General features: G+C 64.8%; 26 protein-coding genes. 14 read left to right on the plus strand and 12 right to left on the minus strand.

Features of this window, described 5'->3' with window-relative positions; genetic code table 11:
- Positions 1–21: 21 nt before the first annotated feature.
- The 3 genes from pheS to NA5_RS16665 form a co-directional block, all read right to left on the minus strand.
- Positions 22–1,080 carry a phenylalanine--tRNA ligase subunit alpha gene (gene pheS / locus NA5_RS16655; protein WP_062986793.1) on the minus strand — a complete coding sequence of 353 codons (1,059 nt, stop codon included), beginning with the start codon at positions 1,078–1,080 and terminating at the stop codon, positions 22–24.
- 107 nt (positions 1,081–1,187) lie between these two features.
- Positions 1,188–1,409, minus strand: coding sequence for a hypothetical protein (locus NA5_RS16660; RefSeq protein ID WP_062986795.1), 222 nt, complete (start codon positions 1,407–1,409; stop codon positions 1,188–1,190).
- Between the two features lie 126 nt (positions 1,410–1,535).
- Positions 1,536–2,960: an MFS transporter gene (locus tag NA5_RS16665; RefSeq protein WP_062986796.1), complete on the minus strand. Its 1,425-nt coding sequence runs from the start codon at positions 2,958–2,960 to the stop codon at positions 1,536–1,538.
- A 94-nt stretch (positions 2,961–3,054) separates the two neighbouring features.
- Here NA5_RS16665 and NA5_RS16670 point away from each other — a divergent pair, with 94 nt between their 5' ends.
- From NA5_RS16670 to NA5_RS40435, 7 genes are all read left to right on the plus strand, one after another.
- On the plus strand, positions 3,055–3,636 hold the full coding sequence (locus NA5_RS16670) for a TetR/AcrR family transcriptional regulator (protein ID WP_062986798.1): 582 nt from the start codon (positions 3,055–3,057) through the stop codon (positions 3,634–3,636).
- Between the two features lie 523 nt (positions 3,637–4,159).
- On the plus strand, positions 4,160–4,309 hold the full coding sequence (locus NA5_RS41815; protein ID WP_218020109.1) for a hypothetical protein: 150 nt from the start codon (positions 4,160–4,162) through the stop codon (positions 4,307–4,309).
- The gene (locus NA5_RS16675; protein WP_062986799.1) at positions 4,306–4,830 is read left to right on the plus strand and encodes a cysteine dioxygenase; all 525 of its coding nucleotides are present in this window, start codon (positions 4,306–4,308) and stop codon (positions 4,828–4,830) included. Before NA5_RS41815 ends, NA5_RS16675 begins: the two co-directional genes overlap by 4 nt.
- 66 nt (positions 4,831–4,896) lie before the next feature.
- The gene (locus NA5_RS16680) at positions 4,897–5,340 is read left to right on the plus strand and encodes a rhodanese-like domain-containing protein (RefSeq protein WP_245672262.1); all 444 of its coding nucleotides are present in this window, start codon (positions 4,897–4,899) and stop codon (positions 5,338–5,340) included.
- A gap of 869 nt (positions 5,341–6,209) precedes the next feature.
- On the plus strand, positions 6,210–6,875 hold the full coding sequence (locus NA5_RS16685; protein ID WP_062986803.1) for a hemerythrin domain-containing protein: 666 nt from the start codon (positions 6,210–6,212) through the stop codon (positions 6,873–6,875).
- Positions 6,876–7,186: 311 nt separating this feature from the next.
- The gene (locus tag NA5_RS40430; protein ID WP_157110455.1) at positions 7,187–7,696 is read left to right on the plus strand and encodes a hypothetical protein; all 510 of its coding nucleotides are present in this window, start codon (positions 7,187–7,189) and stop codon (positions 7,694–7,696) included.
- 169 nt (positions 7,697–7,865) lie between these two features.
- A complete protein-coding gene (locus tag NA5_RS40435) occupies positions 7,866–8,252 on the plus strand; it encodes a hypothetical protein (RefSeq protein WP_157110456.1) in 387 nt (128 codons plus the stop codon).
- Between the two features lie 120 nt (positions 8,253–8,372).
- Here NA5_RS40435 and NA5_RS40440 read toward each other — a convergent pair whose 3' ends face one another.
- Entirely contained in the window at positions 8,373–8,543 is a 171-nt protein-coding gene (locus NA5_RS40440; RefSeq protein WP_157110457.1) for a hypothetical protein, read from the minus strand.
- Positions 8,544–8,976: 433 nt separating this feature from the next.
- Here NA5_RS40440 and NA5_RS16695 point away from each other — a divergent pair, with 433 nt between their 5' ends.
- On the plus strand, positions 8,977–9,633 hold the full coding sequence (locus NA5_RS16695) for a hypothetical protein (protein WP_157110458.1): 657 nt from the start codon (positions 8,977–8,979) through the stop codon (positions 9,631–9,633).
- A gap of 112 nt (positions 9,634–9,745) precedes the next feature.
- Positions 9,746–10,078 carry a hypothetical protein gene (locus tag NA5_RS38815; protein WP_063813432.1) on the plus strand — a complete coding sequence of 111 codons (333 nt, stop codon included), beginning with the start codon at positions 9,746–9,748 and terminating at the stop codon, positions 10,076–10,078.
- 130 nt (positions 10,079–10,208) lie between these two features.
- Here the strand turns inward: NA5_RS38815 and NA5_RS16705 are convergent, their stop codons facing one another.
- The 4 genes from NA5_RS16705 to infC all read right to left on the minus strand — a co-directional run bounded on the left by NA5_RS16705 (position 10,209) and on the right by infC (position 12,493).
- A complete protein-coding gene (locus NA5_RS16705; RefSeq protein WP_062986809.1) occupies positions 10,209–11,006 on the minus strand; it encodes a TrmH family RNA methyltransferase in 798 nt (265 codons plus the stop codon).
- A 37-nt stretch (positions 11,007–11,043) separates the two neighbouring features.
- A complete protein-coding gene (gene rplT, locus NA5_RS16710; RefSeq protein WP_040689024.1) occupies positions 11,044–11,424 on the minus strand; it encodes a 50S ribosomal protein L20 in 381 nt (126 codons plus the stop codon).
- A 126-nt stretch (positions 11,425–11,550) separates the two neighbouring features.
- Positions 11,551–11,745: a 50S ribosomal protein L35 gene (gene rpmI / locus NA5_RS16715; RefSeq protein ID WP_062986811.1), complete on the minus strand. Its 195-nt coding sequence runs from the start codon at positions 11,743–11,745 to the stop codon at positions 11,551–11,553.
- Between the two features lie 61 nt (positions 11,746–11,806).
- Positions 11,807–12,493 carry a translation initiation factor IF-3 gene (infC, locus tag NA5_RS16720; protein WP_084484190.1) on the minus strand — a complete coding sequence of 229 codons (687 nt, stop codon included), beginning with the start codon at positions 12,491–12,493 and terminating at the stop codon, positions 11,807–11,809.
- 338 nt (positions 12,494–12,831) lie between these two features.
- Here infC and NA5_RS16725 point away from each other — a divergent pair, with 338 nt between their 5' ends.
- From NA5_RS16725 to NA5_RS16740, 4 genes are all read left to right on the plus strand, one after another.
- Positions 12,832–13,185: a DUF1844 domain-containing protein gene (locus NA5_RS16725; protein ID WP_062986815.1), complete on the plus strand. Its 354-nt coding sequence runs from the start codon at positions 12,832–12,834 to the stop codon at positions 13,183–13,185.
- Between the two features lie 84 nt (positions 13,186–13,269).
- Positions 13,270–13,890, plus strand: a complete 621-nt coding sequence (locus NA5_RS16730; RefSeq protein WP_062986823.1) for a TetR/AcrR family transcriptional regulator — start codon at positions 13,270–13,272, stop codon at positions 13,888–13,890.
- 44 nt (positions 13,891–13,934) lie between these two features.
- Complete coding sequence (locus NA5_RS16735; protein ID WP_062986825.1) at positions 13,935–15,476, plus strand: FAD-dependent monooxygenase; 1,542 nt, start codon at positions 13,935–13,937, stop codon at positions 15,474–15,476.
- Positions 15,477–15,707: 231 nt separating this feature from the next.
- Positions 15,708–16,421 (plus strand): alpha/beta fold hydrolase, encoded by a 714-nt coding sequence (locus NA5_RS16740; RefSeq protein WP_062986827.1) that lies wholly within the window; start codon positions 15,708–15,710, stop codon positions 16,419–16,421.
- A 165-nt stretch (positions 16,422–16,586) separates the two neighbouring features.
- Here the strand turns inward: NA5_RS16740 and uvrA are convergent, their stop codons facing one another.
- The 3 genes from uvrA to NA5_RS16755 form a co-directional block, all read right to left on the minus strand.
- Positions 16,587–19,622, minus strand: coding sequence for an excinuclease ABC subunit UvrA (uvrA, locus tag NA5_RS16745; RefSeq protein WP_062986829.1), 3,036 nt, complete (start codon positions 19,620–19,622; stop codon positions 16,587–16,589).
- A gap of 115 nt (positions 19,623–19,737) precedes the next feature.
- Positions 19,738–21,834 (minus strand): amylo-alpha-1,6-glucosidase, encoded by a 2,097-nt coding sequence (locus NA5_RS16750; protein ID WP_062986831.1) that lies wholly within the window; start codon positions 21,832–21,834, stop codon positions 19,738–19,740.
- The gene (locus NA5_RS16755; RefSeq protein ID WP_157110459.1) at positions 21,831–22,067 is read right to left on the minus strand and encodes a hypothetical protein; all 237 of its coding nucleotides are present in this window, start codon (positions 22,065–22,067) and stop codon (positions 21,831–21,833) included. The genes NA5_RS16750 and NA5_RS16755 overlap by 4 nt, the downstream gene beginning before the upstream one ends.
- A 657-nt stretch (positions 22,068–22,724) precedes the next feature.
- On the opposite strand from NA5_RS16755, the gene NA5_RS16760 reads away from it, so the two are divergent.
- On the plus strand, positions 22,725–23,357 hold the full coding sequence (locus NA5_RS16760; protein WP_062986835.1) for a response regulator: 633 nt from the start codon (positions 22,725–22,727) through the stop codon (positions 23,355–23,357).
- On the opposite strand, the gene NA5_RS16765 is transcribed toward NA5_RS16760, so the two are convergent.
- Entirely contained in the window at positions 23,354–24,142 is a 789-nt protein-coding gene (locus NA5_RS16765; protein ID WP_062986837.1) for a sigma 54 modulation/S30EA ribosomal C-terminal domain-containing protein, read from the minus strand. The two genes, NA5_RS16760 and NA5_RS16765, sit on opposite strands and share 4 nt — an antisense overlap.
- Positions 24,143–24,177: the final 35 nt, after the last annotated feature.

Raw genomic sequence — 24,177 nt, forward strand, 5'->3', positions numbered from 1 at the left:
GGTTCGTTGGAATCGACAAGCTCAGGACCGGATACCGAAGGGCAGCGTGAAACGCACGTCACCCTCGACGATGTCGCGCATGTCCGGGATGCCGTTGCGGAACTGCAGCGTCCGCTCCAGCCCCATGCCGAACGCGAACCCGCTGTACACCTCGGGATCGATCCCGCTGGCGATCAGCACCTTCGGGTTCACCATGCCGCAGCCGCCCCATTCGACCCAGCCAGCGCCGCCCTTCTTGTCCGGGAACCACACGTCGACCTCGGCCGACGGCTCGGTGAACGGAAAGTAGTTGGGGCGCATGCGGGTGCGAGTATCCGGCCCGAACAGGGCGCGCGCGAACGCGTCCAGGGTGCCGCGCAGATGCGCCATGGTCAGGCCCTTGTCCACCGCCAGACCCTCCACCTGCGAGAAGACCGGCGTGTGGGTGGCGTCGAGTTCGTCGGTGCGGAAGGTCCGGCCGGGGCACACCACATAGATCGGCAGTTCGCGCTCGAGCAGCGAGCGCACCTGGACCGGCGAGGTGTGCGTGCGCAGCACCTGCCGCGAACCCTCCGGCGCGATATGGAAGGTGTCCTGCATCGTGCGCGCCGGATGGTCGGGCAGGAAATTCAGCGCGTCGAAGTTGAAGTGCTCGGTCTCGACCTCCGGCCCCTCGGCGACCTCCCATCCCATCGCGACGAAGACATCGGCGATCTGCTCGGAGATAACCGTGATCGGATGCCGAGCCCCGAGGGCGTCCCGGCGCGCGGGCAACGTCACATCGATCGTCTCGGCGACCAGCACGGCCGCGTCACGCTCGGCGAGCAGCACCGTGCGACGCGATTCGAATGCCTCCGATACCCGGGCCCGCGCGACATTCACGCGCTTGCCCGCATCCGCCTTCTCCGCCTTCGGCAGGCTGCCGAGCGCGCGCTGCGCCAAGGCCAGCGGCGCCTTACCGCCGAGATGCTCGGTCTTCGCGACCGCGAGCGCATCGAGATCGGCGGCCGCCGCAAACGCCTTCTCGGCCTCCGCCGCGGCGGCGGCCAATGCCTCCTCGCTCAGCGCTGCGTTCTCGACTCCATCGTTGTCGTCGGCCACGATCGTTCGTCTCTCCCCTGGGGATCGGTTCGCGGGTCCGCGTAATTGCCTACCCACATTGCTGCTGGTCGAATCGTATTAGATGCGGCGTGGCCGATTCATCCGGATTACCGCTGTGTCGCTTGCCGACGGTATGCCAGCGCTGCGGTCGGGTCGTTCCCCCAGGCCAGACCCGGCTGCGGCGCGGCGGCGAAATCGCGGTGCCGGTGGCGTCCGAGAACCGGCCCTGCCCGAGCCAGCGCTTGATGACGGGGTAGCAGCACGCGGGATGTCGTCGCCAAACGCAGCGCGCTCGCCCATTGGCCGTCGGCCTTGGACGAGCGCACCACGACATCCGCACCGTTGGATCGATCACCGAAGCGCTATCCGGAACGGGTCTGGCTGTCCACCGACCGGCGGACGCCCCACTCAGTTGCTCACCTGGGCGGACCACTGGTCGCCGAACAGCGGCTTTGTCAGTCCGCGGCGGTAATCCGGCGCGGCAACAGCCGCGACACCAGCGCACCCACCGCCACGATGGCCGCACCGACCCACACCGCCGGAACCAACCCGTCGACAAAACTCTGCGGGTCGACGTAGGAACCGTGTGAGGCGAAGACCGACGCCAGCACCGCGACCCCCATCGCGACGCCCACTTCCCGAATCGTGCTGTTGGTGCCGGACGCCATCGCCCGATCCTCGGGTGCGGCACTGGCCATCACCACGGTCGCACCGGGCGCGAAGGTCAGTCCCATCCCGATACCACCGAGCAGGAACGGCCCGACGAAGGCGAGGTAGCTCGCGTCGACCGCGGTCACCGCCGCCATCCAGGCCAGCGCCGCCGCGAGCAAGGTCTGTCCGGCCGTCAGCAGATTCCGCGCACCGACCCGGTCCACGATCAATCCGGCCAGCGGTGCGACCACCATCGGTGCCATCGTCCACGGCATGGTCCGAATGCCGGATTGCAGCGGCCCCAAGCCCTGCACCACCTGGAAATACTGCGCAAGCAGGAAGATCGAGCCGAAAACACCGACCGAGAAGGTGAAGACGGTCGTATTGCTCACCCGGAATGCCCGGGAGCGGAACAACCGCAACGGCAGCATCGGATCCGGTGTCCGCAACTCCCAAGCGATCAGCAGTGCGAGCAGCACCGCACCGCCGATCAGAGCGGTCAGTACGCCGGTCGAGGTCCAGCCGTCATCGGCGCCGTGGATCACGCCCCACACCACCGCGAGCACACCGCCCGCGGACAACACCAGCCCGAGCGGATCCAGTCGCTTGGCCCGCCCGTGCGATTCGGCCAGCGCCCACGCCGCGAAGGGCAGCACCAGCACGCCGATCGGCACATTCACCCAGAAGATCCACTGCCAGCTCAGCCCCTCGACCACCGCCCCGCCGATCAGCGGGCCGAGTGCGACGCCGAGTCCGGAGATACCACCCCAGATGCCGATCGCGGCACTGCGCATCTTCTCCGGTACCGCCGATGACAGCAGGGTCAGCGAAAGCGGCATCACCGCGGCCGCACCGAAACCCTGAATCGACCTGGCGGCGATCAACATCCAGGGCTCGGTGGCTAGCGCGCAGGCCGCCGATGCCGCCGTGAAGATCGCGATACCGGCCAGGAAGATCCGGCGGCGACCGAGCCGGTCACCGATCGACGTGGCGGTGAGCAGCAACGATGCGAAGGCCAGCGTGTAGGCGTTGACGAACCATTGCAGATCGGCGAGGGATGCGCCGAGTTCGGTGCGGATCACCGGCAGCGCATTGGTCACCACCAGGTTGTCCAGCGTGACCATGAACATCGGGATGCCGACGGCGGCCAGCACGGCGGCCAGCGACCGCCCGCCCGCGCGCGGTTCGACGGACGCCTGCGGATCGGCGGTTACGAGTGTCTCGGACATGTCCAGCCTTTGTTGTAATCGACTGATAACTTACTGTCCGAAGAGTATGCATCGGCTGATAACATGTCAACAAGCGACGACGAAGTGGAGCACGATGGCGAGTTCAGCCCGAACCCGGATGACCGCGACCGAACGCAGCGCGGAAGTATTGCGCGCCGCCGTCACCGCATTCGCCGAATCGGGTTATGCCGCAACGAAAACCGATGAGATCGCGCGACTTGCCGGGGTTTCGCAGCCGTATGTGATCCGCCTCTTCGGCACCAAACAGCAGCTATTCCTGGCCGCGACGCATCGGGTGTGCGATCGCATCGAGGAGGTCTTCCGCGCGGCCGCGGCCGAGCACATCACGCCGGAGTCCACCCCGGAGGAGAAGATCCGCGCCCTCGGCACCGGCTACCAGACATTCCTCAACGAACACGAACTACTCCTGGTCCTGTTGCACTCCTTCGCCGCCGCGTCCGATCCAGCCATCGGTCCGGAAGTCCGCGCCCGCTTCGGCGGCATCTACCGAGTGATCGAAGAACTCACCGGCGCATCCGTCATGGAAATGCGCCGCTTCCTCAGCACCGGCATGCTGCTGACCGTAATGACCGCCATGGGTGTGGCCGGTCCCGACGCGGTCGAGGCTCGCTGGGCTTTCGAAATACTCGAAAACCTCCGCGCCGAGGGCGATTAGCGCATCGGTCCATGCGGTTGGCTCGGTCCGCGTGCGCCTGCGAGCACGCCGGGATGAGCTGGGCCAGCACAGGAAGGGGCTGGCAGTCGGCGGCAAAGCCCGGGCGGTGGCGGTCATCGGACGCATCTCGGCCGACGCTTGCCGGAACCAGCACGGAAAGGTACTGCTAGTCGCTGGAAAATCCCGGCGATGGCGATCACCGGACGCATCTCCGCCCCTACCTTCCGCAACCAACGCGAAAAGGCCCTGCTGGTCGCTGGGAAAGCCCCGGCGGTGGCGGCCATCGGATGCTTCTGCGCCCACGCTTGCCGCAACCAGCACGGAAAGGTACTGCTAGTCGCTGGGAAAGCCTCGGCAGTGGCGATCACCGGACGCATCTCCACTCACACCTTCCGCAACCAGCACAAAATGGTGCTGCTAGTCGCTGGAAAGCCCCAGCAGTGGCGGCGAACGGATGCGTCTGCGCCCACGCTTGCCGCGGCCCCGGTGCCGCTACCGCCCGCGAATGCGCTGCGCCTCAGCGATGACGGTGCGCATGCGGATTTTGCTCATGGTGATCGAGACCGATGGCAACGGCGTCGTGGTGCCGGAAAATGCGCGAGACCGCTTCGTCGCGGTTATTGGCAGCGCAGTCGATCGTCCACCACGACCATGTCAGGAGTATTTCGCTTGACCACATCACTGCCGGTGAATCTCAAGCACACCAACGATATTCATTTTGCGGTCGACGTACCGCTGATGCGCGAAGCGGTGTGTCCGGAGCGGACGCTGTGGTCCCCCGCGGAATTGCGGGAGTTGACCAGGTCGGTCGCCGATGCCCTTGCGACCCCGCTACTGGACATCGTGCGGTTCGATACGCAGCAACGTTGGTGGACCCGGCTGGCGCTGACCATGGGCGTCGAAGTGTGGCTGCTGTCGTGGGCGCCGGGACAGGGCACCGAACCGCACGATCACGGCGGTGCGTCCGGCTCGTTCACGGTATCCATCGGTGAACTCGGCGAGGAATACCGCCACCCCGGCGGACCGGTGCGCACGGCGAATTGGCAGGCCGGTGAAACGGTCGCCTTCGGACCGGATCGCGCGCATCGGCTGCGCAATCACAGCACCCGCCCGGCCGCCTCGGTACACGCGTATTCACCACCGCTGCGACCAGTCCGCGAGTACCGTGCTCTCACGGATTTCGTGGGCGTATGAGCGAGCGAACATTCAATACAGTCGCCAAGGTGGTCACGACGGAGCCGAGCCTAGCGAGGCGCAGTCATGAGACGCGCCCGTTCCCCGGCGATCCCGGCCATGAAAGAAGGTAGTGCTATCAGCGCCGAAGACAGGCTCGACCAAGCGCGAGCCAAGCTGAATCGCGTCGACCCGGAGCAGGCGGCGGCACTGCTGGCCGAGGGCGCATTGGTCGTCGATATCCGCCCACACGCTAACCGCCTCGCCGAGGGCGAAATCCCTGGCTCGGTCGTGGTGGAACGAATCGTGCTGGAATGGCGCCTCGACCCGACCAGTGCGCACCGACTGCCCGGCCTCACCGAGCACACTCCCGTGGTGCTGGTCTGCAATGAGGGCTACGCCTCCAGCCTCGCCGCCGCCGACGTCCTCGAACTCGGCCTCCACCAAGCCACCGACCTCATCGGCGGCTTCCGCGCCTGGCAAGCAGCTGGCCTCCCAGTAACCCCCGGCGGCACCCCACCCGTCCCCTAACCCGGCCACTCGAACCCTCGAGCCGCAGTTGTCGCATATCCAGTACCTACTTCGCAGAGGCTATAGCTTGTGCGAGAGCATCACTGGGTATGCGACAGCTCACGTGACCAGTGGTGGCGAGCACGGGAATGCGTGGTGCCGCAATGGGATCCGGCTTGCGTGGATGTCACGCGCGGTACGGCCCTCAATCGCGCCCTGTGGCGGCGAGCACGCTAAGGCCCTCTGCCCGAACGGCATCCAGCCGTACACCGAGGTCACGCGGCACGGCACACAGTCGCACCCGGTGGCGGCGAGCACGCTTAAGGCCCCCGCCCGCACGGCATCCAGCCGTACACCGACGTCAAGCGGGGCACGGCACACAGTCGCACCCTGTGGTGCCGAGCACGCTTAAGGCCCCCTGCCCGAACGGCATCCAGCCGTACGCCGAGGTCACGCGGCAGGGCACACAGTCGCGCCCTGTGGCGGCGAGCACGCCAAGGCCCCCGCCCCGAACGGCATCCAGCCGTACAGCGACGTCACACGCAGCACGGCACACAATCGCGCCCGGTGGTGGGCGAGCACGCTAATGCCCCCTGCCCCAATGGCATCCAGCCGTACGCCAGACGCCACACGCGGCACGGCACACAGTCGCGCCCTGTGGCGGCGAGCACGCTTAAGGCCCTCTGCTGCAATGTCATCTAGCCGTGCACCGAAGGTCGCGCACGGTGCGGGCCGCAGCCGAACGGACTCATTTGTCGGCATCGCGCAGGAAGTGAAAACGCCTTAAGTCGCCGATAAGTTCGGTGCAAGCGACGGAATGCATCGTTGCTCCAACAAAGCGTGAACTGCTTGCCATCGCGCTCGCGGACCGCAACTTTCGAGGAGCCATTATGACCAGCAATCCCGCCGTCACCACCCGCGTGACCCCCGACGTCACCGGGATGAAGATCGCGCACCGCGGGATGATCGCCGATACCCGACGGTTCGCGCAGATCACCGCCCGGATCGCGGCCGGATCCCCATGCCCGCCCCGCCGCGCCGCGGCCATCACCGAGTACCTGAACCTGCTCTGCGACTCCATCCACCACCATCACACCATCGAGGACGACGTGCTCTGGCCGGTCCTCATCGCGTCCGCAGGTCCCGCCGTCGACGTGCGCGAACTCGAAGACGATCACATCCACGTCGACGAGTTGCTGGCGACACTGCGCACACGCGCGGCCGCGTTCGCCGTAGCCAGCGATAAACAAGCGGCCGCCGCCGCACTCGCCGAGACGCTGGAAACCGCACACACCCTGCTCTCCGAGCACATCGCCGATGAGGAAAAGGTGGTGTTCCCGATCATCGACGAGCACGTCACCCTCGAAGACTGGGCGCGCATCGAAAAGGCGGCAAAGCAGGGCGGCAACCTGAAATTCGAGGTGCCCCGCGTGCTCCAACACGCGACCGAACCAGAACTGGTGCGCATGAAACAGGATGCCGGACTGGCCATCCGCCTGATGCTGAAGGTTCTGGTGCGCGGCTTCAATAAGCGCGAGGCCATCATCGCAGGCTGAGCGCCCGGCAATTCGCTTAGCGGACATGGGAATTCGCGTAGAGACAAATCGAGGCCGCCGTCAGCCGAATTCGGGCGTCTCGGCGCGAAGGCAAATGGTGATGCGTATGCGGTGGTCGGCACGCGCGACGACCACCGGATCGAGGCCGTGCCTCGTTGCCGACAACCACATCGGCGTGATCTCCGGCTGGTACAACGATCAGCCGGAAATCCTCAATCGCGCAACTTACCGATGCGACACCCGCACCGGGCAGCACAGCGCACACAACATCGCCCACTTTGATCTCGTCGGCAAGTCGAAGAAGGATAGATGTGAACTCGGAGATTAAAGAGTACGACGACAGGTGGATAATACAACCTTTACGAAGCAGTATTGCCAATATAGAATGGCGGCCCGATGGATTCGAATTCCACCTCGATTCCGGATTCAGGATAGCTGCCGGATACGGTACCGGACTCTCGCCACGATCACTTGCCGAAGACGATCCCAACCGTCATGTGATCACACACTGGCCGAAATCCGAAATCGAAAGAACGCTTACAGGGCCAATCGTATCGCCAGTATTCTTCAAGTCCGGCAGCTTGCGAATCGGCTTTCGCAATGGATGGAACATGTTTATCTCAGATCGGCACCCCGAGATACCGGCTGAGGTTTTCTGGGGCGATATTCTCATTTGGAACCGATCGGGTATCGCAAATCAATCAGATTATCCGGTTGTTACCATAGACAAATGGTCAGGAGCCAGAATTCAGTCTCCCCCGTGGCCATCTCGGCCAGCCGACCTAAAAATAGACTACGACTCAGAATATATCAATGATTGACCTGGGACTCTCCGTCACCGACCGATAGTTCTCCGGCACCACTACGTGTATATACTGACGACAAATATGTCTACGATCCGAGCCGTAGTCCGAACCTCATTTATATCGAGCAATGTCGGAAGACTATTATGGGAGATAATCCCGGCGCTACGATCAAGGAAGTAGGGTAATGAATTCTAGTGACTTTATTACTCGACTGAAGCGGTACGGAGACCTGGAGTGGTATCGCCATGCGGGCGGCATCGGTGATGACGACACTCCCGCTCCGCCGCTTGTTGTCTGGCGTTCCCCTGAACCTCGGCCAGCTCATGTTGCTGAACTATTGCATCAGGCTGCTTTTGCCGACAATCGGGAGATCGACTGGTTGTTCGACACTACCCGACGAAACTGGGTGCTCGTACCTTCACGAGTAATGGCTGAGAAAGAACTCCAGGGACTGGCAACCGAAGCGCAAGCTGTGGACCTCTTAGTGAGGACGGATCGAGAGTTCTGCCAGCGTTCGGTACGCGATTTCGAGAGAATCATCGCAGTGTTGGATCGATATTCTGGCAACTGACTCGACGAATTCGCGCTGGCACCTTGTTGCGTAACCAAACCTCAACTGCTGGAACCGGACCGATACTTCGATGATCACAGGATGCACACTCCGCTACGGGCCCCCGATCTGCGCGAACGTCTATTCGTCGGGATCTGTCCCGTAGATCGAGCGGTAATCCTTGGCGAAGGCACGGCGGCCAAGCAGGCGCCAGGCCAGGCGGGCGGCGAAAGGCATGTCGGCGAGGAACTTTCGGCGTTCGACGTGCGGTACGCCTTGCAGGACGAAGCCGAGGTGCCGGTCCTTGGGCACGGCGGCGCGTCCCCCGTTCGCCGAGCGCCTGCCATTCGCGGGCGGTCATGACGCGGCCGACGAGCGGCAGGACGAGCGCCGCCTCCTCAGCCATATGCTCGCCGAGAGCGGCGGCCATCGCCGACAGCGTGGCGGCGAGATACCCGCGCACCTCAGAATGCGCCGATGCCGCGAATTCCTCGGCCTGCCGGGTCCGCGCGGTCGATCAGTTCGGCGTAGCGGCGTAATCAGCCGCAGCACACGCTTAGTGGTGTACGCACATCCTTGCGTACCCTTGCCGACGACGCCGGTTCGGCGGTCTTGACGAGAGAGCTGGGCTATGAGTTATCCGCAGTACCACAGTGTTCAGTACCCGTATTCGCAGGCGTCGACACCGAAACCCAAGGGCGGGACTGCGATTACCGCCGGGGTACTGGCGGCGATCGGCGCAGTCGTGCAGATGCTGGTCGGGCTGATGAATATCGTGCTGGTCCTCACGCAGTCACACGAGCTCCGCCAGGCTGCGGGCTTGACGTGGTATCCGACTTATGTGTTGGGCACAGGGACGGTCGCACTCCTTGCCGGGACGCTGCTAGGGACCGGAGCAGCGGCATTGTTCCGTCGCAGGCCTGCAGCGCGGTTGCTGATCGTCGCGGGCTGCGCGTCGGCGATCGTGTTCGGAATCGCCTGGGCGGTCGTCATGTTCGGCGTCACCCTGATCGGAGGCGCGTCGGGCATTGCCGGGACACTCGGTGGTTCCATCGGCTTGGTGTTCCCCATTGCCACAATAATTTTGGCAATGGTGCCCTCGGCCCGACGCTGGATCGCCGCCGCCCCGGCTCAGAACGCCGTCCAGCCCCCGCCCTACCCGGGCCAGCCGTACCCGGCGCAGCCGATGCCAGCTACCTGGCAGCCTATTCCGCCGCTAGGGCACCAAATGCCGTACAGCCCGGTGCACGGTCAGTTCCCGGCAGCGCAGCCGCTGCCATATCCGCAGCCTGCTCAGTACCCCGCCCGGCCGGGCGATCGATGGGCAGCAGGAAAAACGGGTGAGGAGCCCGAAATCCGGTCAGCCGAGGTTGTTACTGCACCGAACCGTTCATCCACATGATCGCGTATTGGTAAGCACCCACCGCCGAGGAACTGCCACCGACCGGATGCGGTGGTTGCGTCCGAGCTGAAATAAGCTCGACCCGAACATGCCGCGAACGTACGCTGGTCGCATGTGCATCTACCCGAGTCGGACGCATCTGGTGTGCCTGCGCTGCCGGGTTTCTAACAAGCACACGATCGGACACGGCCCGCAACACTGCCCGCAATGTCATGGCGAATTCATAGATGCCGGACCGGATCTCGAAGTGCCAAGGAAAGTCGACAACGCGGGTTGGCGAGTGCTCGCAACAGTCCTCGAATCCGGGCTGAACTTCTACGGCGGCTGCTGCGGCACCGGTCCCGGCTACCGGCCCCGTACCTCCCGTGAGGTTCGTGAGCGGCGGATGCTCGCCGAACGCACAGGTATATCGATCGCCGAGGCATTGGCCACGCCGAACCCCTGATCGGTTGTCCGACAGGTTTTTCGCACGAGGGCAGGCCAGGTTCACAGTCGGGACACGCCGCCGACGATCACCACTCGCTGACCAAGTACGGGCTCACGCCCGAGCGTTCCGCTGTGGATTCGCGCCAGCCCTATTTCGCATGCTGGACCCGCGCGCTCGCGTACAGGCAGATAGCTGCTGCGGCGGCGAGATTGAGACTTTCGGCGCGACCGTGGATCGGGATACGCACCCGGTGGTCGGCTCGGCTGGCGACCGACGGATCCAGACCATGCGCCTCATTACCGAACAGCCAGGCCACCGGACCGGCCAGCAGTTCGTCGGCATCGTCCAGATCGACCTCGCCTTTGGCGGCGGTAGCCAAAACCGTAATGCCCGCTGCCGCAATGGCATCGAGTACCTCGCCGATATCGCGATGCCGTGCGATCGGCACGTGGAACAGGCTGCCCGCACTGGCGCGAACGCATTTGCCATTGTGCGGATCGACCGTATCCCCCGCCAGCACAACGCCATTCGCACCCACCGCGTCGGCGACCCGGATAAGAGTCCCCGCATTGCCGGGTTCGGCGATCTCTACCGGGACGGCGAGCAGTGTCGGCCGCTCGGCCAGTACGTCCGTCAGCGGCACGTCGATTTGGTCGCATACCGCGACGAGCCCCGGCGCGGTGACGGTTTCACCGAGGTGTTCGGCAGCGCGCTCGCTCACCAGTGTGGTGCGCACACCCGCGGCGGCGGCCCCGGCGATCAGGGAGTTCTCCCGAGTGGCGGCATACATCGAATAGAACAGCTCACGCACCCGACCGGTTTCCAGCGCCGCCGCAACCGAATTCGCGCCTTCTGCAAGAAACAGCCCGGTCTTGCGGCGAACTACGCCGCGCTGGAGCTTGACAGCGGAAACGACCCGCGGATTGTGCTCGGAGAGCGCATCCACGGGTCGTTCCGAATGCTGTGTCGTCACGCAGCCCGGATCAGGCGGCCGGAGCGTTGACGTCCTGCGGGAGAGCGGCCTTGGCGACGGCGACCAGACCGGCGAACGCCTCGGCGTCGGAGACGGCCAGCTCGGCGAGGATCTTGCGGTCCACCTCGACACCGGCGGCCTTGAGGCCCTGGATGAAGCGGTTGTAGGTGATGTCGTTCAGGCGCGCCGCGGCGTTGATGCGGGCGATCCAGAGCTTGCGGAAGTCACCCTTGCGCGCCCGGCGGTCCCGGTAGGCGTAGGTGAGCGAGTGCAGCTGCTGCTCCTTGGCCTTGCGGTACAGCCGCGAGCGCTGGCCGCGGTAGCCCTTGGAGGCCTCGAGAACGGAACGGCGCTTCTTCTGCGCGTTGACGGCCCTTTTGACGCGTGCCATGGGTCAGTCCTTTTAGATCTAGGGGGCGCATGCGTCACGCCCAAGAATTGGTCGGTGGTCGGCGTCCGGAATCCCGGTCGCGAATGCTGGTCTTTTGGAGCGACCAGTCAACGATCGCCAGCGGTCTCAGAGACCGAGCAGGCGCTTGACGCGAGGGACATCAACGGACGCGACGGCCTCCGTGCCGTCCAGACGACGAGTCCGGCGAGTGGACTTGTGCTCGAGCAGGTGGCGACGGTTCGCCTGCTGACGCAGCAGCTTGCCACGGCCCGAAAGCTTGAATCGCTTCGAGGCGCCGCTGTGGCTCTTCATCTTCGGCATGGATTCCTCTATCTGTCTCGTACCGGTGGTCCTCGTCGGACCACCGGTTTTCTGATCGGTATTACTGCGGTTCGGCCGGCGCGGCCTGTTCGGCGGCCGGTGCGCCCGCGGCAGGTGCGGGAGCGGCAGGCGCTTCGGTGGCGGCGGGACGCGGTGCCCGCGAATCCTCCTGCGCCTTCACCCGCGTCTTCGCACCCTTATGCGGCGCGAGGACCATGGTCATATTGCGACCGTCCTGCTTGGCGGAGGTCTCGACGAAACCCAATTCGGCGACGTCGGAGGCCAGACGCTGCAGCAGTCGGAAGCCCAATTCGGGGCGCGACTGCTCACGACCGCGGAACATGATCGTCACCTTGACCTTCGAGCCCGCCTCGAGGAAGCGAACAACGTTGCGCTTCTTGGTCTCGTAGTCGTGGTCATCGATCTTGGGACGGAGCTTCTGCTCCTTGATCACGGTCTGCACCTGGTTCTTGCGAGACTCGCGCGCCTTCTGCGCCGTCTCGTACTTGAACTTGCCGTAGTCCATGATCTTGCAGACCGGTGGACGGGCATCCGGCGCGACCTCGACCAAGTCGAGATCCGCCTCGAGGGCGACGCGTAGTGCATCTTCAACACGCACGATCCCAACCTGTTCACCACCCGGTCCGATGAGTCGGACCTCGGGAACGCGGATGCGATCGTTGATGCGGGTCTCAGTGCTGATGGGGCCTCCTAGGTCAAGCGGTGTCGTCAGACGACCGCACGCAATAACGGCAACCCCTTTTCAACACAAAGGCCCCGGTGCGGTATTCCGCAACGGGGCCCGAGTCGACCGGCCTTCGACCACGAGCATGCTCGCGTCGATCTTGTCCGTGATGATCCTCGCGAGGACCCTCCGCACAAGAAACCCGCCCTGGAGAGGCGGGGGACCGGACCGTTTAACCAGTACGATCGCTCGTCGGCAACGGTGGGAGTCGGGCTCCACTTATCAGCCCCGAGCAAGCCCGGGGCGGTCGTCAGCGGAAAGTCTAACATTCCCACTCGCTATCGCCGAATCGCCCCGCCCCGGCGAGCGCGCCCGACCGCCACGATGCCATCCTCGTTCCTATGAGTGACGAGGCAGTATCCGATCCGACCGATGTCCGCGAGTTGGCCGATATCCCCGCGGTCGAGATCATCAGCCGCGCCGCGATGATGCTGATGAGCGCGGCGGCCGAGAAGCTCGGACTCGCCGACGAGGATCCGGACAACAGTCCGCGCCGCGATCTGGACGAAGCGCGCCGCCTGATCACCGCGCTCGCGGGGCTGGTCACCTCGTCGATCGAATACTTCGGTCCGCACGCCGGTCCGTATCGCGACGGCCTGAAGTCGTTGCAGCTGGCCTTCCGGGAGTCCTCGGCGCATCCGGACGAGCCGGGCAAGGGCCCGGGCGAGAAGTACACCGGTCCGGTCTACGCCTGATAAGCCATTGAATTTTGCCCAGCGGGCAACATTGCCCGTCGGGAAATATTGCCCATCGGGCAAGTTTCGCGGTACTCTGGTGTCATGCCAGATGAGCAAGTCCTCAGCCTTCGGGAGCGCAAGAAGCTCGACACCCGTAAGGCACTGAGCGATGCGACGCTCGAGCTGGCATTCGAGCACGGACTGGCCAACATCACCAGAGAGGACATCGCGGCGCGCGCGGGCGTGTCGGTCCGGACCTTCAACAACTACTTCACCGGTAAGCACGAGGCGTTGGCCTACCAGCAGACCGAGCGGATCCAGCGCAGTCTGATCGCACTGCGGAACCGGCCCGCGGACGAACCGCTGTGGACCGCGATTACCGCGGCGGTCCTCGAACCACTCGAGGCCGACGGCGCCGGAGATCACCCGCCAACCGCGCGCCAACTGGCGGTCATTCGCGAATTGCTCGAGGCACCCGAGACCCGAACCGCGGTGTCCAAGGCGGTATCCGACGACTGGATCGAGGCGATCGCGGCACGCACCGGAACCGACGCGGCCCGCGATCTGTATCCACGCCTCGTCGTCGCCGCGATCGGCGCGATCTACCAGGCCGCTACCGCGACCTATGTGTACGCGGATCCGCCGGTATTGCTCACCACACTGCTACGACAAGCCATCGACGAGGTAGCCGCGGGACTTCCCGCGCCTTCCGTCGGCGACTGACTCACCGCACACACTTATCAAAGGCAATAAGAGGTGTATTCGTCATGCCCGAAAACTCTTTCGACGTAGTTATTTCCGGTGCCGGACCGAACGGGCTCATGCTCGCCTGCGAACTCGCACTGGCCGGTGTGCGTCCCATCGTGTTGGAGAAACTGAGCGAGCCCAGCGCCGAGCCGAAAGCGAACGGCCTTGTCGGCCAGGTGATTCGGCTGCTGGATATGCGCGGCCTGTACCACGAATTCGGCGGCGCGCCGGGCGCTCCGCAGCCCGTGCCCGGTTATATGTTCAGTGGGATGCCGGTGTCCTTCGCCGAAGTTGCGGACAATCCGATGTACGCGCTGCTCATCCCCCAGCCGAAACTGGTTCGCCTGTTAGAGAAAAGGGCACGCGAACTCGGTATCGAAATCCGTTGGGGCCATGAGCTCACGGATCTGGTCCAGCAGGACGGAAGCGTGACCGTCGCAGTGACCGGGCCCGACCGCAAGTACGAGCTGACCACCACCTACTTGGTCGCGGCTGACGGCGGCAAGAGCTTCGTCCGCAAACACATCGGAATCGAATTCCCCGGCAGCACAAACGCATCGAAGTTGGTTCGGATGGCACATGTGAGCGTGCCGGAGGAACTGCGCACCGGAGACGGCGGCATCCTGATTCCCGGCCTCGGACGACTTCCCTTCGGACACAACCGCCTCGAACGGGGCATGTTCATCTTCGCGGAGCTCGAACGCGGCCGCCCGTTGGTCGCGACCATGGAGTTCGAGGGCGATCCGGTACCGGAGGACACGCCGATGACGCTCGACGAACTGCGCGCGAGCCTGCGGCGGGTGCTCGGCGTCGACCTGCCGATCGCGCCACCGCCCGGATCCGGCCCGCACGCCTTGCGCCGGACCGAAGGTCAGAACACTCGACTGGCCGAACGCTATCGCGACGGAAATGTGTTCCTGCTCGGCGATTCCGCCCACGTGCACTCGGCGATGGGCGGCCCCGGCCTCAACCTCGGTTTGCAGGATGCGGCCAATCTCGGCTGGAAGCTCGCCGCACAGGTGAACGGTTGGGCACCCGAGGGCCTGCTGGACACCTATCACTCCGAGCGATACCCGGTCGGCGAGCGCGTAATGATGCACTCACTGTCCCAGCTCGCACTGATGGTGCCCGGTCCAGAAGTCACCGCGCTGCGCGAGTTCATGGGCGAACTACTCAAAGTGCCTGAAAACGCGGGACATATCGCACATCTGCTCGCCGGATCCGATATCCGCTACGACATCGGCGATCTGCACCCACTGTCCGGACGCATGGTCCCGGACCTCATCCTCGAAACCTCGGAGGGCCGAACGCGTATCGCCGATCTGCTGCACTCGGCGCGAGCGGTATTGATCCAATTGACCGAGGACGGCGGATTCGCCGATATCGCGGGCGACTGGAACGACCGCGTCGACACCGTGATCGCGACCTGCCCAGACGCGCCCGCTGACGCGCTACTCGTCCGACCGGACGGATATGTGGCCTGGGCAGGCGAAGTCGGTACCGATGATGACCGACTCCGGAACGCATTGACGCGGTGGTTCGGTCCAGCTCGAAGCTCGTGAACACGCCGATGTGGGCCGCCTGAAACCGCTCAGATGCGACCCGAGTGGGCCGCAAGCGACTCGGGGTAATCAAGGCCGCCGCAGCCTGTCGATGTCACGGACAATCCCACTCGATCCAAAGTAGTTCACCGTGTGAACAATGAAACGCTTTGTGCGCGTGGCCTTCTCGACGACCCAGACCTTTTGCTGCGGATTTGCGTCCCGCCAGGTTCGGCATGCGATGCTCACTGAATGGCACGGATACTTCTGATTCCCGGATTCTGGCTCGGCGCGTGGGCATGGGACGACGTCGCGGCCGATCTGCGCGGCCGGGGTGACGATGTTTCGGCGCTGACCCTGCCCGGACTTGATCCGGCCGATGACGACCGGCTGGACGCGACCCTGGAAACGCAGGCGCAGGCCATCCTCGACGAAATCGGCCCGGATGAATCGGTGGTGGTCGTCGCGCACTCCGGCGGCGCGGCGGCCGCCTATCTCGCCACCGATATCGCACCCGAACGCTTCCGTCGCGGCATATATGTCGACGCCGCTCCGCTACCGAATGGCTTCATCCTCAATTCCGCACTGGATGCGACCGTTCGCGAACTCGCCCTGCCGGATTGGGACCAGTTGGAGGCCGACGGCAATAGCCTCACCGGATTGGACGAGGTGTCCCTCGCCCGGTTCCGCGAGCGCGCCGTCTCCGAACCCGCCGGAGTCGCCGCCGCTCCCCTGCGACTGAGCGATTCCCCGGCGCGCCTTGTCATTCCGACAACGGTGATCTGCAACAGCATTACCGCGGACTTGGTCAAACAACTCCGCGACGCGGGCCAGGAACCGCTGTTCGCCGAGTTGGCCAAGATCGACGCCGAATACATCGATCTGCCCACTGGGCATTGGCCGATGTGGTCCCGATACAAGGAACTCGCCGAGCTGATCCACACCATCGCGAACCGCTCGGGTTAGTGCCTGGTCCAGATAGCTTCTGCCATATCGCTACTCGGATCCTGGGGTCCCGTCGAACGTAGTCGAATGGTGGTCGCCTACGCCGAAATCGACCGCCATATCACTACGCTCGGCGAGCTGCCCGCCTCGGTGGCGAGAACCCGGTGCCGGGCGTGCGGGCGAGATTCAGCGCAGTGCGGCGGCCTTTCGTGCGGCGCGCTTCGCGGCGGTGGGGTTGGGTGCCGGAATCTTTGTCGTCGACGCCTTTGTTGTCGAGGAGTTGTTCGCCGCGGCTTTGGTTGCGGCCTTTTTGGCGGGGGCCTTCTTCGCCGACTTCCCGGCCGGAGCCTTGGGCTCGGTCGCGGCGGGCAGTGCGAGGACTTCCTTCAAGAACTGGCCGGTGTAGCTGGGTGCTACTTCGGCGACGTCTTCCGGAGTGCCCTCGGCGACCACCATGCCACCGCCGGAACCGCCCTCGGGACCCATATCGACAACCCAGTCGGAGGTCTTGATGACGTCCAGATTGTGTTCGATGACGATGACCGTATTGCCCTTGTCCACCAGTCCGTTGATGACGAGCAGCAGCTTGCGGATGTCCTCGAAGTGCAGACCGGTGGTCGGCTCGTCGAGGATGTAGACGGTGCGTCCGGTGGAGCGCTTCTGCAGTTCCGCCGCCAATTTCACGCGCTGTGCCTCACCACCGGAGAGCGTCGGTGCGCTCTGGCCGAGACGCACATAGCCCAAGCCGACATCGACCAGCGTCTTGAGGTAGCGGTGGATCGAGGTGACCGGCTCGAAGAACCCCGCGGCCTCCTCGATCGACATATCGAGCACCTCGGCGATGGTCTTGCCCTTGTAGTGCACCTCGAGTGTCTCCCGGTTGTACCGGGCACCGTGACAGACCTCGCACGGCACATACACATCCGGCAGGAAGTTCATCTCGATCTTCAAAGTGCCGTCACCCGAACATGCTTCGCAACGGCCGCCCTTGACATTGAACGAGAACCGGCCCGGCTGGTAGCCGCGCACCTTCGCCTCGGTGGTTGCCGCGAACAGGGTCCGGATCTTGTCGAACACACCGGTATAGGTGGCCGGATTCGAGCGCGGCGTCCGGCCGATCGGCGACTGATCCACCTGCACGAGCTTGTCCAGATGATCGAGGCCGTTGATCCGAGTGTGCCGACCCGGCACCTGCCGCGCACCGTTCAGCTTATTCGCGAGCACGGTCGCCAGAATGTCGTTGACCAGCGTGGACTTACCGGAACCGGAAACGCCGGTGACCGCCGTGAGCACACCCAGCGGGAAGCTGACATCAATATTGCGCAGGTTGTGCTCGTTGGCGCCGACCACGGTTAGCTGGCGCTTCTTGCTGACCGGTCGCCGCACCATCGGCACCTCGATGCGCTCGCGGCCCGAAAGATAAGCGCCGGTAAGCGATTTCGGATCGGTGAGCAGTTCTTGATACGGACCGCTGTGCACGACTTCACCGCCGTGCTCACCGGCCAGCGGACCGATATCGACCACCCAGTCCGAGGCCCGGATGGTGTCCTCGTCGTGTTCGACCACGATCAGCGTATTGCCGAGATTCCGCAGCCGCGTGAGGGTTTCGATGAGCCGCCGGTTGTCGCGCTGGTGCAGACCGATCGACGGTTCGTCGAGCACATAGAGCACCCCGACCAGCCCGGATCCGATCTGGGTCGCCAACCGGATGCGCTGGGCCTCACCACCGGACAGCGTCGCCGCGGCCCGCGACAGGCTCAGATACTCCAGTCCGACATCCAACAGGAATCCGAGCCGGGCCTGCACTTCCTTGAGTACCTGCCCGGCAATGGCGGTCTCGCGCTCCCCCAGCGTCAAGGCATTCAGGAATGCCGAGCAATCACCGATGGACAATTCGCTCACATCGGCGATGGACTTCTGCTCACCGCCCGAGGCGATGGTGACGGCCAGAATTTCCGGACGCAGCCGAGCACCGTTGCACACCGGGCACGGCACATCCCGCATGTACCCGTCGTAATGCTCCTTCATCTGCTCGGATTCGGTGCTCTCCATGCGCCGCTGCAGGAACGGCATCACGCCCTCGAAATCGGCGTAATACGAACGCTTGCGCCCGTACCGGTTGGTGTAGGAGACGTGCACCTGATCCGAACTGCCCTCCAGCACCGCCTTGCGCGCCTTCGGCGGCAGGTCCTGCCACGGCGTATCCATGGAGAATCCGATGGATTCGGCCAGACCCGACAGCAACCGGGTGAAGTATTCGGCGGTCTGCCCGCGCGACCACGGTGCGATCGCGCCCCCGGCCAGGCTCAACTCGGGATCGGGCACCACCAGATCCGGATCGACCTCCTTGCGAATGCCGAGTCCGGTGCAGTCCGGGCAGGCGCCATAGGGCGAGTTGAACGAGAACGAGCGCGGTTCGAGATCTTCGATATCGAGGGCGTGACCATTGGGGCAGGCCAGGCGTTCGGAGAAGCGGCGCTCCCGATCGTGGGCGTGCTCGTCGCGGTCGACGAAGTCCAGCACCACGATGCCGTCGGCCAACCGCAGCGCGGTCTCGATCGAATCGGTAAGGCGCTGTTTGGAACTCGGCTTCACCTGGAGCCGGTCCACCACGACCTCGACGTCGTGCTTCTCCTGCTTCTTCAGCTTCGGCGGATCGGTGAGCGGATACACCACCCCGTCGACCCGGACGCGCGAATAGCCCTGGGAGTTCAACTGGTCGAACAGATCGACGAATTCGCCCTTGCGGGTGCGCACCACCGGCGCGAGCACCTGGAATTTGATGCCCTCCTCCATGGCGAGCACCTGATCCACGATCTGCTGCGGACTCTGCTTGGCGATCAGTTCACCGCAGACCGGGCAGTGCGGCGTGCCCGCGCGCGCGTACAGCAGACGCAGGTAGTCATAGACCTCGGTGATGGTGCCGACCGTCGACCGGGGGTTGCGGTTGGTCGACTTCTGATCGATCGAGACGGCAGGCGAAAGTCCCTCGATGAAGTCGACGTCCGGCTTGTCCATCTGCCCCAGGAACTGGCGCGCGTAGGCCGATAGCGATTCGACATAGCGGCGCTGCCCCTCGGCGAAGATCGTGTCGAAGGCGAGGCTGGATTTGCCCGAACCGGATAGACCGGTGAACACGATGAGACTGTCGCGGGGCAGATCGAGGTCGATGCTCTTGAGATTGTGCTCCCGAGCTCCGCGCACAGTGAGGCGTTCCGCCACCAGGTGTCCCTTCTCGATCGTGTCGGTCCAACAGACGTGATACCCCCAGCGCCATGCTAGGACGACCCACCGACAAGTTTCGTCGCGCGCCAGGTTCCCCGGCCATCGGTCCAGGTCAGGAGTCGGATCGACGCAGCTTTCCAGCCAATCCGCTGAGCTGCCAGCCTCCATTGTCCACGGTGACGGTGAGCACGTCCGACCCCACCCGCACGCCGCTCACCCGCAGCGGCAGATACCGATCCGGCACCGCTGGCGCGACCGACGCGGACCCGGTGCCCGGCTCCAACCGCAACATACTCCGCATGAAAAGCAGCGGCGCCGCGGACGCCCATGCCTGCGGTGAGCACGAGGTCGGATACGGCACCGGCGCGTCGAATTCCGCGCGGTCGAAACCACTGAACAGCTCGGGCAGTCGATAGCCGAAGCGGGTCGACGCGTCGAGCACTCCATCGATCACCTGGTTGGCGTGTTCAGTGAAGCCGTAGCGCATCAGTCCGGCGGCGCAGATCGCGTTGTCGTGCGGCCACACCGATCCGTTGTGATAGCTGACCGGGTTGTAGGCACCCATATTGGTGGCCAAGGTGCGGATCCCCCATCCGCTGAACATTTCCGGCGACAGCAGATGGTCCGCGACCGAGCGCGCCTTGTCCGCATCGATGATGCCGGTCCACAGGCAGTGCCCCATATTCGAGGTCAGCGCGTCGATCGGCCGCTTGTCCCCATCCAAACCGATGGCGTACCAACCGTGCTCGGGCAGCCAGAACGCCTTGTTGAACGCGTCCTTCAACGCGGCCGCCTTGACGCGGAACCGGTCGGCGGTCCGGTGATCGCCCACATCGGTCGCGAGCTCGGCCCGCGCCAGATACGCCGCGTACACATAACCCTGCACCTCGGCCAGCGCGATCGGCGCGTCGGGCAGCCTGCCGTCGGCGAAATTCACCCCGTCCCAGGAGTCCTTCCACCCCTGATTCGCCAAGCCGTGGTCGGCCGCGCGCTGGTACTCGACGAATCCGTCGCCGTCCGCGTCACCGAATTGCTCGATCCACTGCAGCGCCCGATCCGCATGCGGCAGCAGTTCGTCCCTGGTCTCGGCATCCAGTCCCCAACGGTGCAGCTCACCGAGCAACATCACGAACAGTGGTGTGGCATCGGCGGTTCCGTAGTACACGGTGTCACCGCCGAGCAGCGCGGTCGCCGCCCGCCCGAATCGCACCTCGTGCGGTATCTTCCCCGGCTCCTCCTCGTTCACGGCACGCAGCTCGATGCCCTGCAGACCAGCCAGACTCTGCAGCGTGCCGACCGCAAGCCGCCGGTCCAGCGGCAACACCATCCAGGAGGTGAGCAGCGAGTCCCGTCCGAACAGCGCCATGAACCACGGCGCCCCGGCGGCGACCACCGCCCGCTCCGGATGACCGGGATCGAAGATGCGTAATGCGCCGAGATCGACAACGGCGCGCCGCAGCACCGCGGCAAGGGTCTGATCGTCGGTCTGTACCGACGGCGAATTCTCGTACCACTCCCGCATCCGCAGCGCGGGCGCACTGTGCGATATCGGATTCCCACACAGATGCCGCGGCGTCACCGCCGATCCGAGCGTCGGCTGGTACTGGATGCAAACCGACCATTCCCCGCGCCCGGGCAGATCGACCTGCCAGCGCAATTCGCGATCGACCGCGGTCGCCCCCGCGGCGGTCACCGCGATCGCCAGCGGCAGATCGGTCCGGCTGATCTCGACCGTGCCCGCCGTCGACTTGCTCTTGGTGACCACCACGCTGTCGCCGATGCGCCCCTCCTTCACCTCGAACAGATCGGCGAAATCGGCATCGAGCTCCAGTACGACCGCGCAGCTGATCGCCGCGCCCGAGAGATTGCGCACGGTCACGTCCTCGCGCATACCGTCGCCGACATACCGCGCGACAGTCACCAGCGCCGTGCTGTCGGCCCGCCCGGTCCGCGGCGGCGTCCTGGCCAGCAGCGTCGCGCTGAAGGGTTCGGTGTGCTGGACGGCGAGCGGTTGCGGCGTCGACCCGTCGACGGTCAGCCGCCACCGTGACAGCACTCTGGTGTCGCGCACGAACAATCCCTCGGCCCGATTCGGGCTGATGACACCGCCGTCCTCGCTGATGCAGAAGGTCGAGCCCTCGACCAGTGTCACCCCGGCAACGGCTCGTGGCGCCCCGGTATCGACGCCGTCGCCCCAGGGGCTCGTCAAGCGACCGGGGTGGGCAGCAGGGCCCGGCTCGTCCGCTCACTGGTCAGGATGCGTCGATACGGCCGTTCGTGGTTACGGCCCATCAGCAACCGGTCGAACCAGTGCGTCCCGTGGCAGACCCGTCGGTCGAAGGGGTCGATCCGGTCCAGCGCATCGGCATACCGCACCAGCTCTACCCGAGGCGCCACAGGCTCCTCGTGCGGTTCGGGGTCGGCTCCCATCAGTGGACGCACCCGCTCAGTGTAATGGCGGCATCCCGGCGCCTCATGGAACTTGGTGATCGTCACCGGTTTTCGGTGCGCCGCCCGGGCCGTCCTGCTCCGCATTCATCCGGCCGACGAAGACGAGGTAGCCACCGCAGAGCAGTCCGAATCGGTGTGCCCGAGCTTCATGGACACGTCCATACTTCTTCGGGCCCCAGCTCAGGATCGATAACGGGAATCTCCCGAACGGCGCGGCCCTGTGCGAACCGCCATTGCACGCCGCATTCGCGACACCGGAAAAAGGTATCCCGGTGGTCGACGAAGGTGCCGATACCCTGCGAACCACAATCGGGACAACTCTGCGGCGGACCGAAGATATTGCCGAAATCGAGCGTCGCTGAATATTTCATTGTTCGAGACACCTTTGCATTGGGCCCTCCAAGGCCGCTGCCTGAATCCCGCTGTGAATGACTTCGGCCCCAGCATACCCGGAACCCCGATGCGCACAATATCATTCGAGCGGTCGGTTTTTCGCGGCGTTTCGATAGCGCGCGCCGGAAAATTCGAGTCGCCATTACTCGGGAAATTGTCGCTTCCGATATACCGGCGCGGCTCGTCGAGGGCTACCTTGTCGGGTAGGACTGAACGCAGGGCACGCGAGATGCCCTGCACCGCAAAGGAGGTCGCGTGATCACGGTGTTCCTTGTGGATGACCACGAGATCGTCCGACGCGGCCTCGTCGACCTGCTGGAGAGCGATCCGGAACTCACCGTCATCGGCCAGGCCGGGGACGTCGCCGACGCCATGGCCGGTATCCACACGCTGCGACCCGATGTCGCTGTACTGGACGTCCGACTTCCCGACGGGAACGGCATCGAACTGTGCCGTGACCTGCTCGCCGAAATCGACGATTTGCATTGCCTCATCTTGACGTCCTACACCGATGAACACGCCATGTTGGACGCAATACTGGCGGGCGCGAGCGGCTATGTCGTCAAGAACATCAAGGGCATGGAATTGGCCGAGGCGATCAAACAGGTCGGCGCCGGACGTTCGCTGTTGGATAACCGCGCGGCGGCCGCTCTCAAGGCCCGGCTACGTTCCAGCACCGAAAAGGACGGACCGCTGGCGGGCCTCACCGAACAGGAACGACGATTGCTCGCACTGCTCGGCGAGGGATTGACCAATCGACAAATCGCGGCACGAATGTTTTTGGCCGAGAAGACCGTCAAGAATTACGTCTCCCGGCTGCTGGCCAAACTCGGAATGGAACGGCGCACCCAGGCCGCGGTGCTGGCCTCCAAATTGCGTGACGGTTAGCGTATTTCGACCGGAACGACGATGGTGAGATCCCCGTCGTAGCGGCGGTACAGCAGGCGGCCGCGGCCGCTGTCGGCATCGGTGAAGAACAGGAACGGCAGTCCCTTGCGGCACAGTCTGGTCACCGCCGCCTCCTCGATCAGGGGCGGCGCCGACTCCGAATCCATGATCAGCGGTAGCGAATTCACCGTGAGCGGCCGCTGCGCCGGGGGCTGCGGCGGCTGTGTCGTTCGCTGTCTGGTCAGCCGGACCCCTACCGGATCCGCCCAGCTCACCAGGGCATCCTCACCGGTTTCGGCATCGACGAACAGGTAGGAGTCGTAGTCCATCGCATCCATCACCGCCGTCGCCTCGGCGGGCGTACCGGTCAGCAACGCGCAGTGCTTCCTCCGCACGATCGGGCGCGGCTCGGTGACCCTGGCCAGGGGCGGACGCGCCGGATCGGGCCACTCGCGTGACTGTTTGGTCGCCAGCCGGGCGATCTGACGGTCCAGTCGTTCCACCGCGAAGGTCACCGCGAAGCCGCGTGGACCGGTGACCTGAACCCGCGTCGGGGTGTCGTGTATGCGAATGTTGGCCTGTACCAAGGTGGGTTCGTCCGAATCCATCGGCGCCGTCACCCGCACCCGTGCCGCTGCGTCGAGGTGGTACCGGCGCAGTACGCGGCCGATCCCCCGCACCGCCCTGGTCACATCCGCGGGCGGCACCGCACCCCGGGTGGTCACGGCCAGTTCGGGGTCGGCGGCAGTGGCCCACAGCTCCGAGGAACGCAACGGCGAATTCATAGGACATCCCTACTTTCTATTCCCGGTGTGCGACC

The organism is Nocardia anaemiae NBRC 100462 (assembly GCF_001612725.1).
Taxonomy (GTDB): domain Bacteria; phylum Actinomycetota; class Actinomycetes; order Mycobacteriales; family Mycobacteriaceae; genus Nocardia; species Nocardia anaemiae.

Excerpts from the sequence above, each read along its gene's own strand:
- NA5_RS16670 (WP_062986798.1), top strand. The coding sequence starts at position 3,055 with ATGGCGAGTTCAGCCCGAACCCGGATGACCGCGACCGAACGCAGCGCG.
- rplT (WP_040689024.1), bottom strand. The coding sequence starts at position 11,424 with ATGGCACGCGTCAAAAGGGCCGTCAACGCGCAGAAGAAGCGCCGTTCC.
- NA5_RS16740 (WP_062986827.1), top strand. The coding sequence starts at position 15,708 with ATGGCACGGATACTTCTGATTCCCGGATTCTGGCTCGGCGCGTGGGCA.
- NA5_RS16725 (WP_062986815.1), top strand. The coding sequence starts at position 12,832 with ATGAGTGACGAGGCAGTATCCGATCCGACCGATGTCCGCGAGTTGGCC.
- NA5_RS38815 (WP_063813432.1), top strand. The coding sequence starts at position 9,746 with ATGTGCATCTACCCGAGTCGGACGCATCTGGTGTGCCTGCGCTGCCGG.
- NA5_RS40435 (WP_157110456.1), top strand. The coding sequence starts at position 7,866 with ATGAATTCTAGTGACTTTATTACTCGACTGAAGCGGTACGGAGACCTG.
- NA5_RS16730 (WP_062986823.1), top strand. The coding sequence starts at position 13,270 with ATGCCAGATGAGCAAGTCCTCAGCCTTCGGGAGCGCAAGAAGCTCGAC.
- NA5_RS16685 (WP_062986803.1), top strand. The coding sequence starts at position 6,210 with ATGACCAGCAATCCCGCCGTCACCACCCGCGTGACCCCCGACGTCACC.
- NA5_RS16765 (WP_062986837.1), bottom strand. The coding sequence starts at position 24,142 with ATGAATTCGCCGTTGCGTTCCTCGGAGCTGTGGGCCACTGCCGCCGAC.
- NA5_RS16735 (WP_062986825.1), top strand. The coding sequence starts at position 13,935 with ATGCCCGAAAACTCTTTCGACGTAGTTATTTCCGGTGCCGGACCGAAC.
- NA5_RS16665 (WP_062986796.1), bottom strand. The coding sequence starts at position 2,960 with ATGTCCGAGACACTCGTAACCGCCGATCCGCAGGCGTCCGTCGAACCG.
- rpmI (WP_062986811.1), bottom strand. The coding sequence starts at position 11,745 with ATGCCGAAGATGAAGAGCCACAGCGGCGCCTCGAAGCGATTCAAGCTT.
- NA5_RS41815 (WP_218020109.1), top strand. The coding sequence starts at position 4,160 with ATGACGGTGCGCATGCGGATTTTGCTCATGGTGATCGAGACCGATGGC.
- NA5_RS16680 (WP_245672262.1), top strand. The coding sequence starts at position 4,897 with ATGAGACGCGCCCGTTCCCCGGCGATCCCGGCCATGAAAGAAGGTAGT.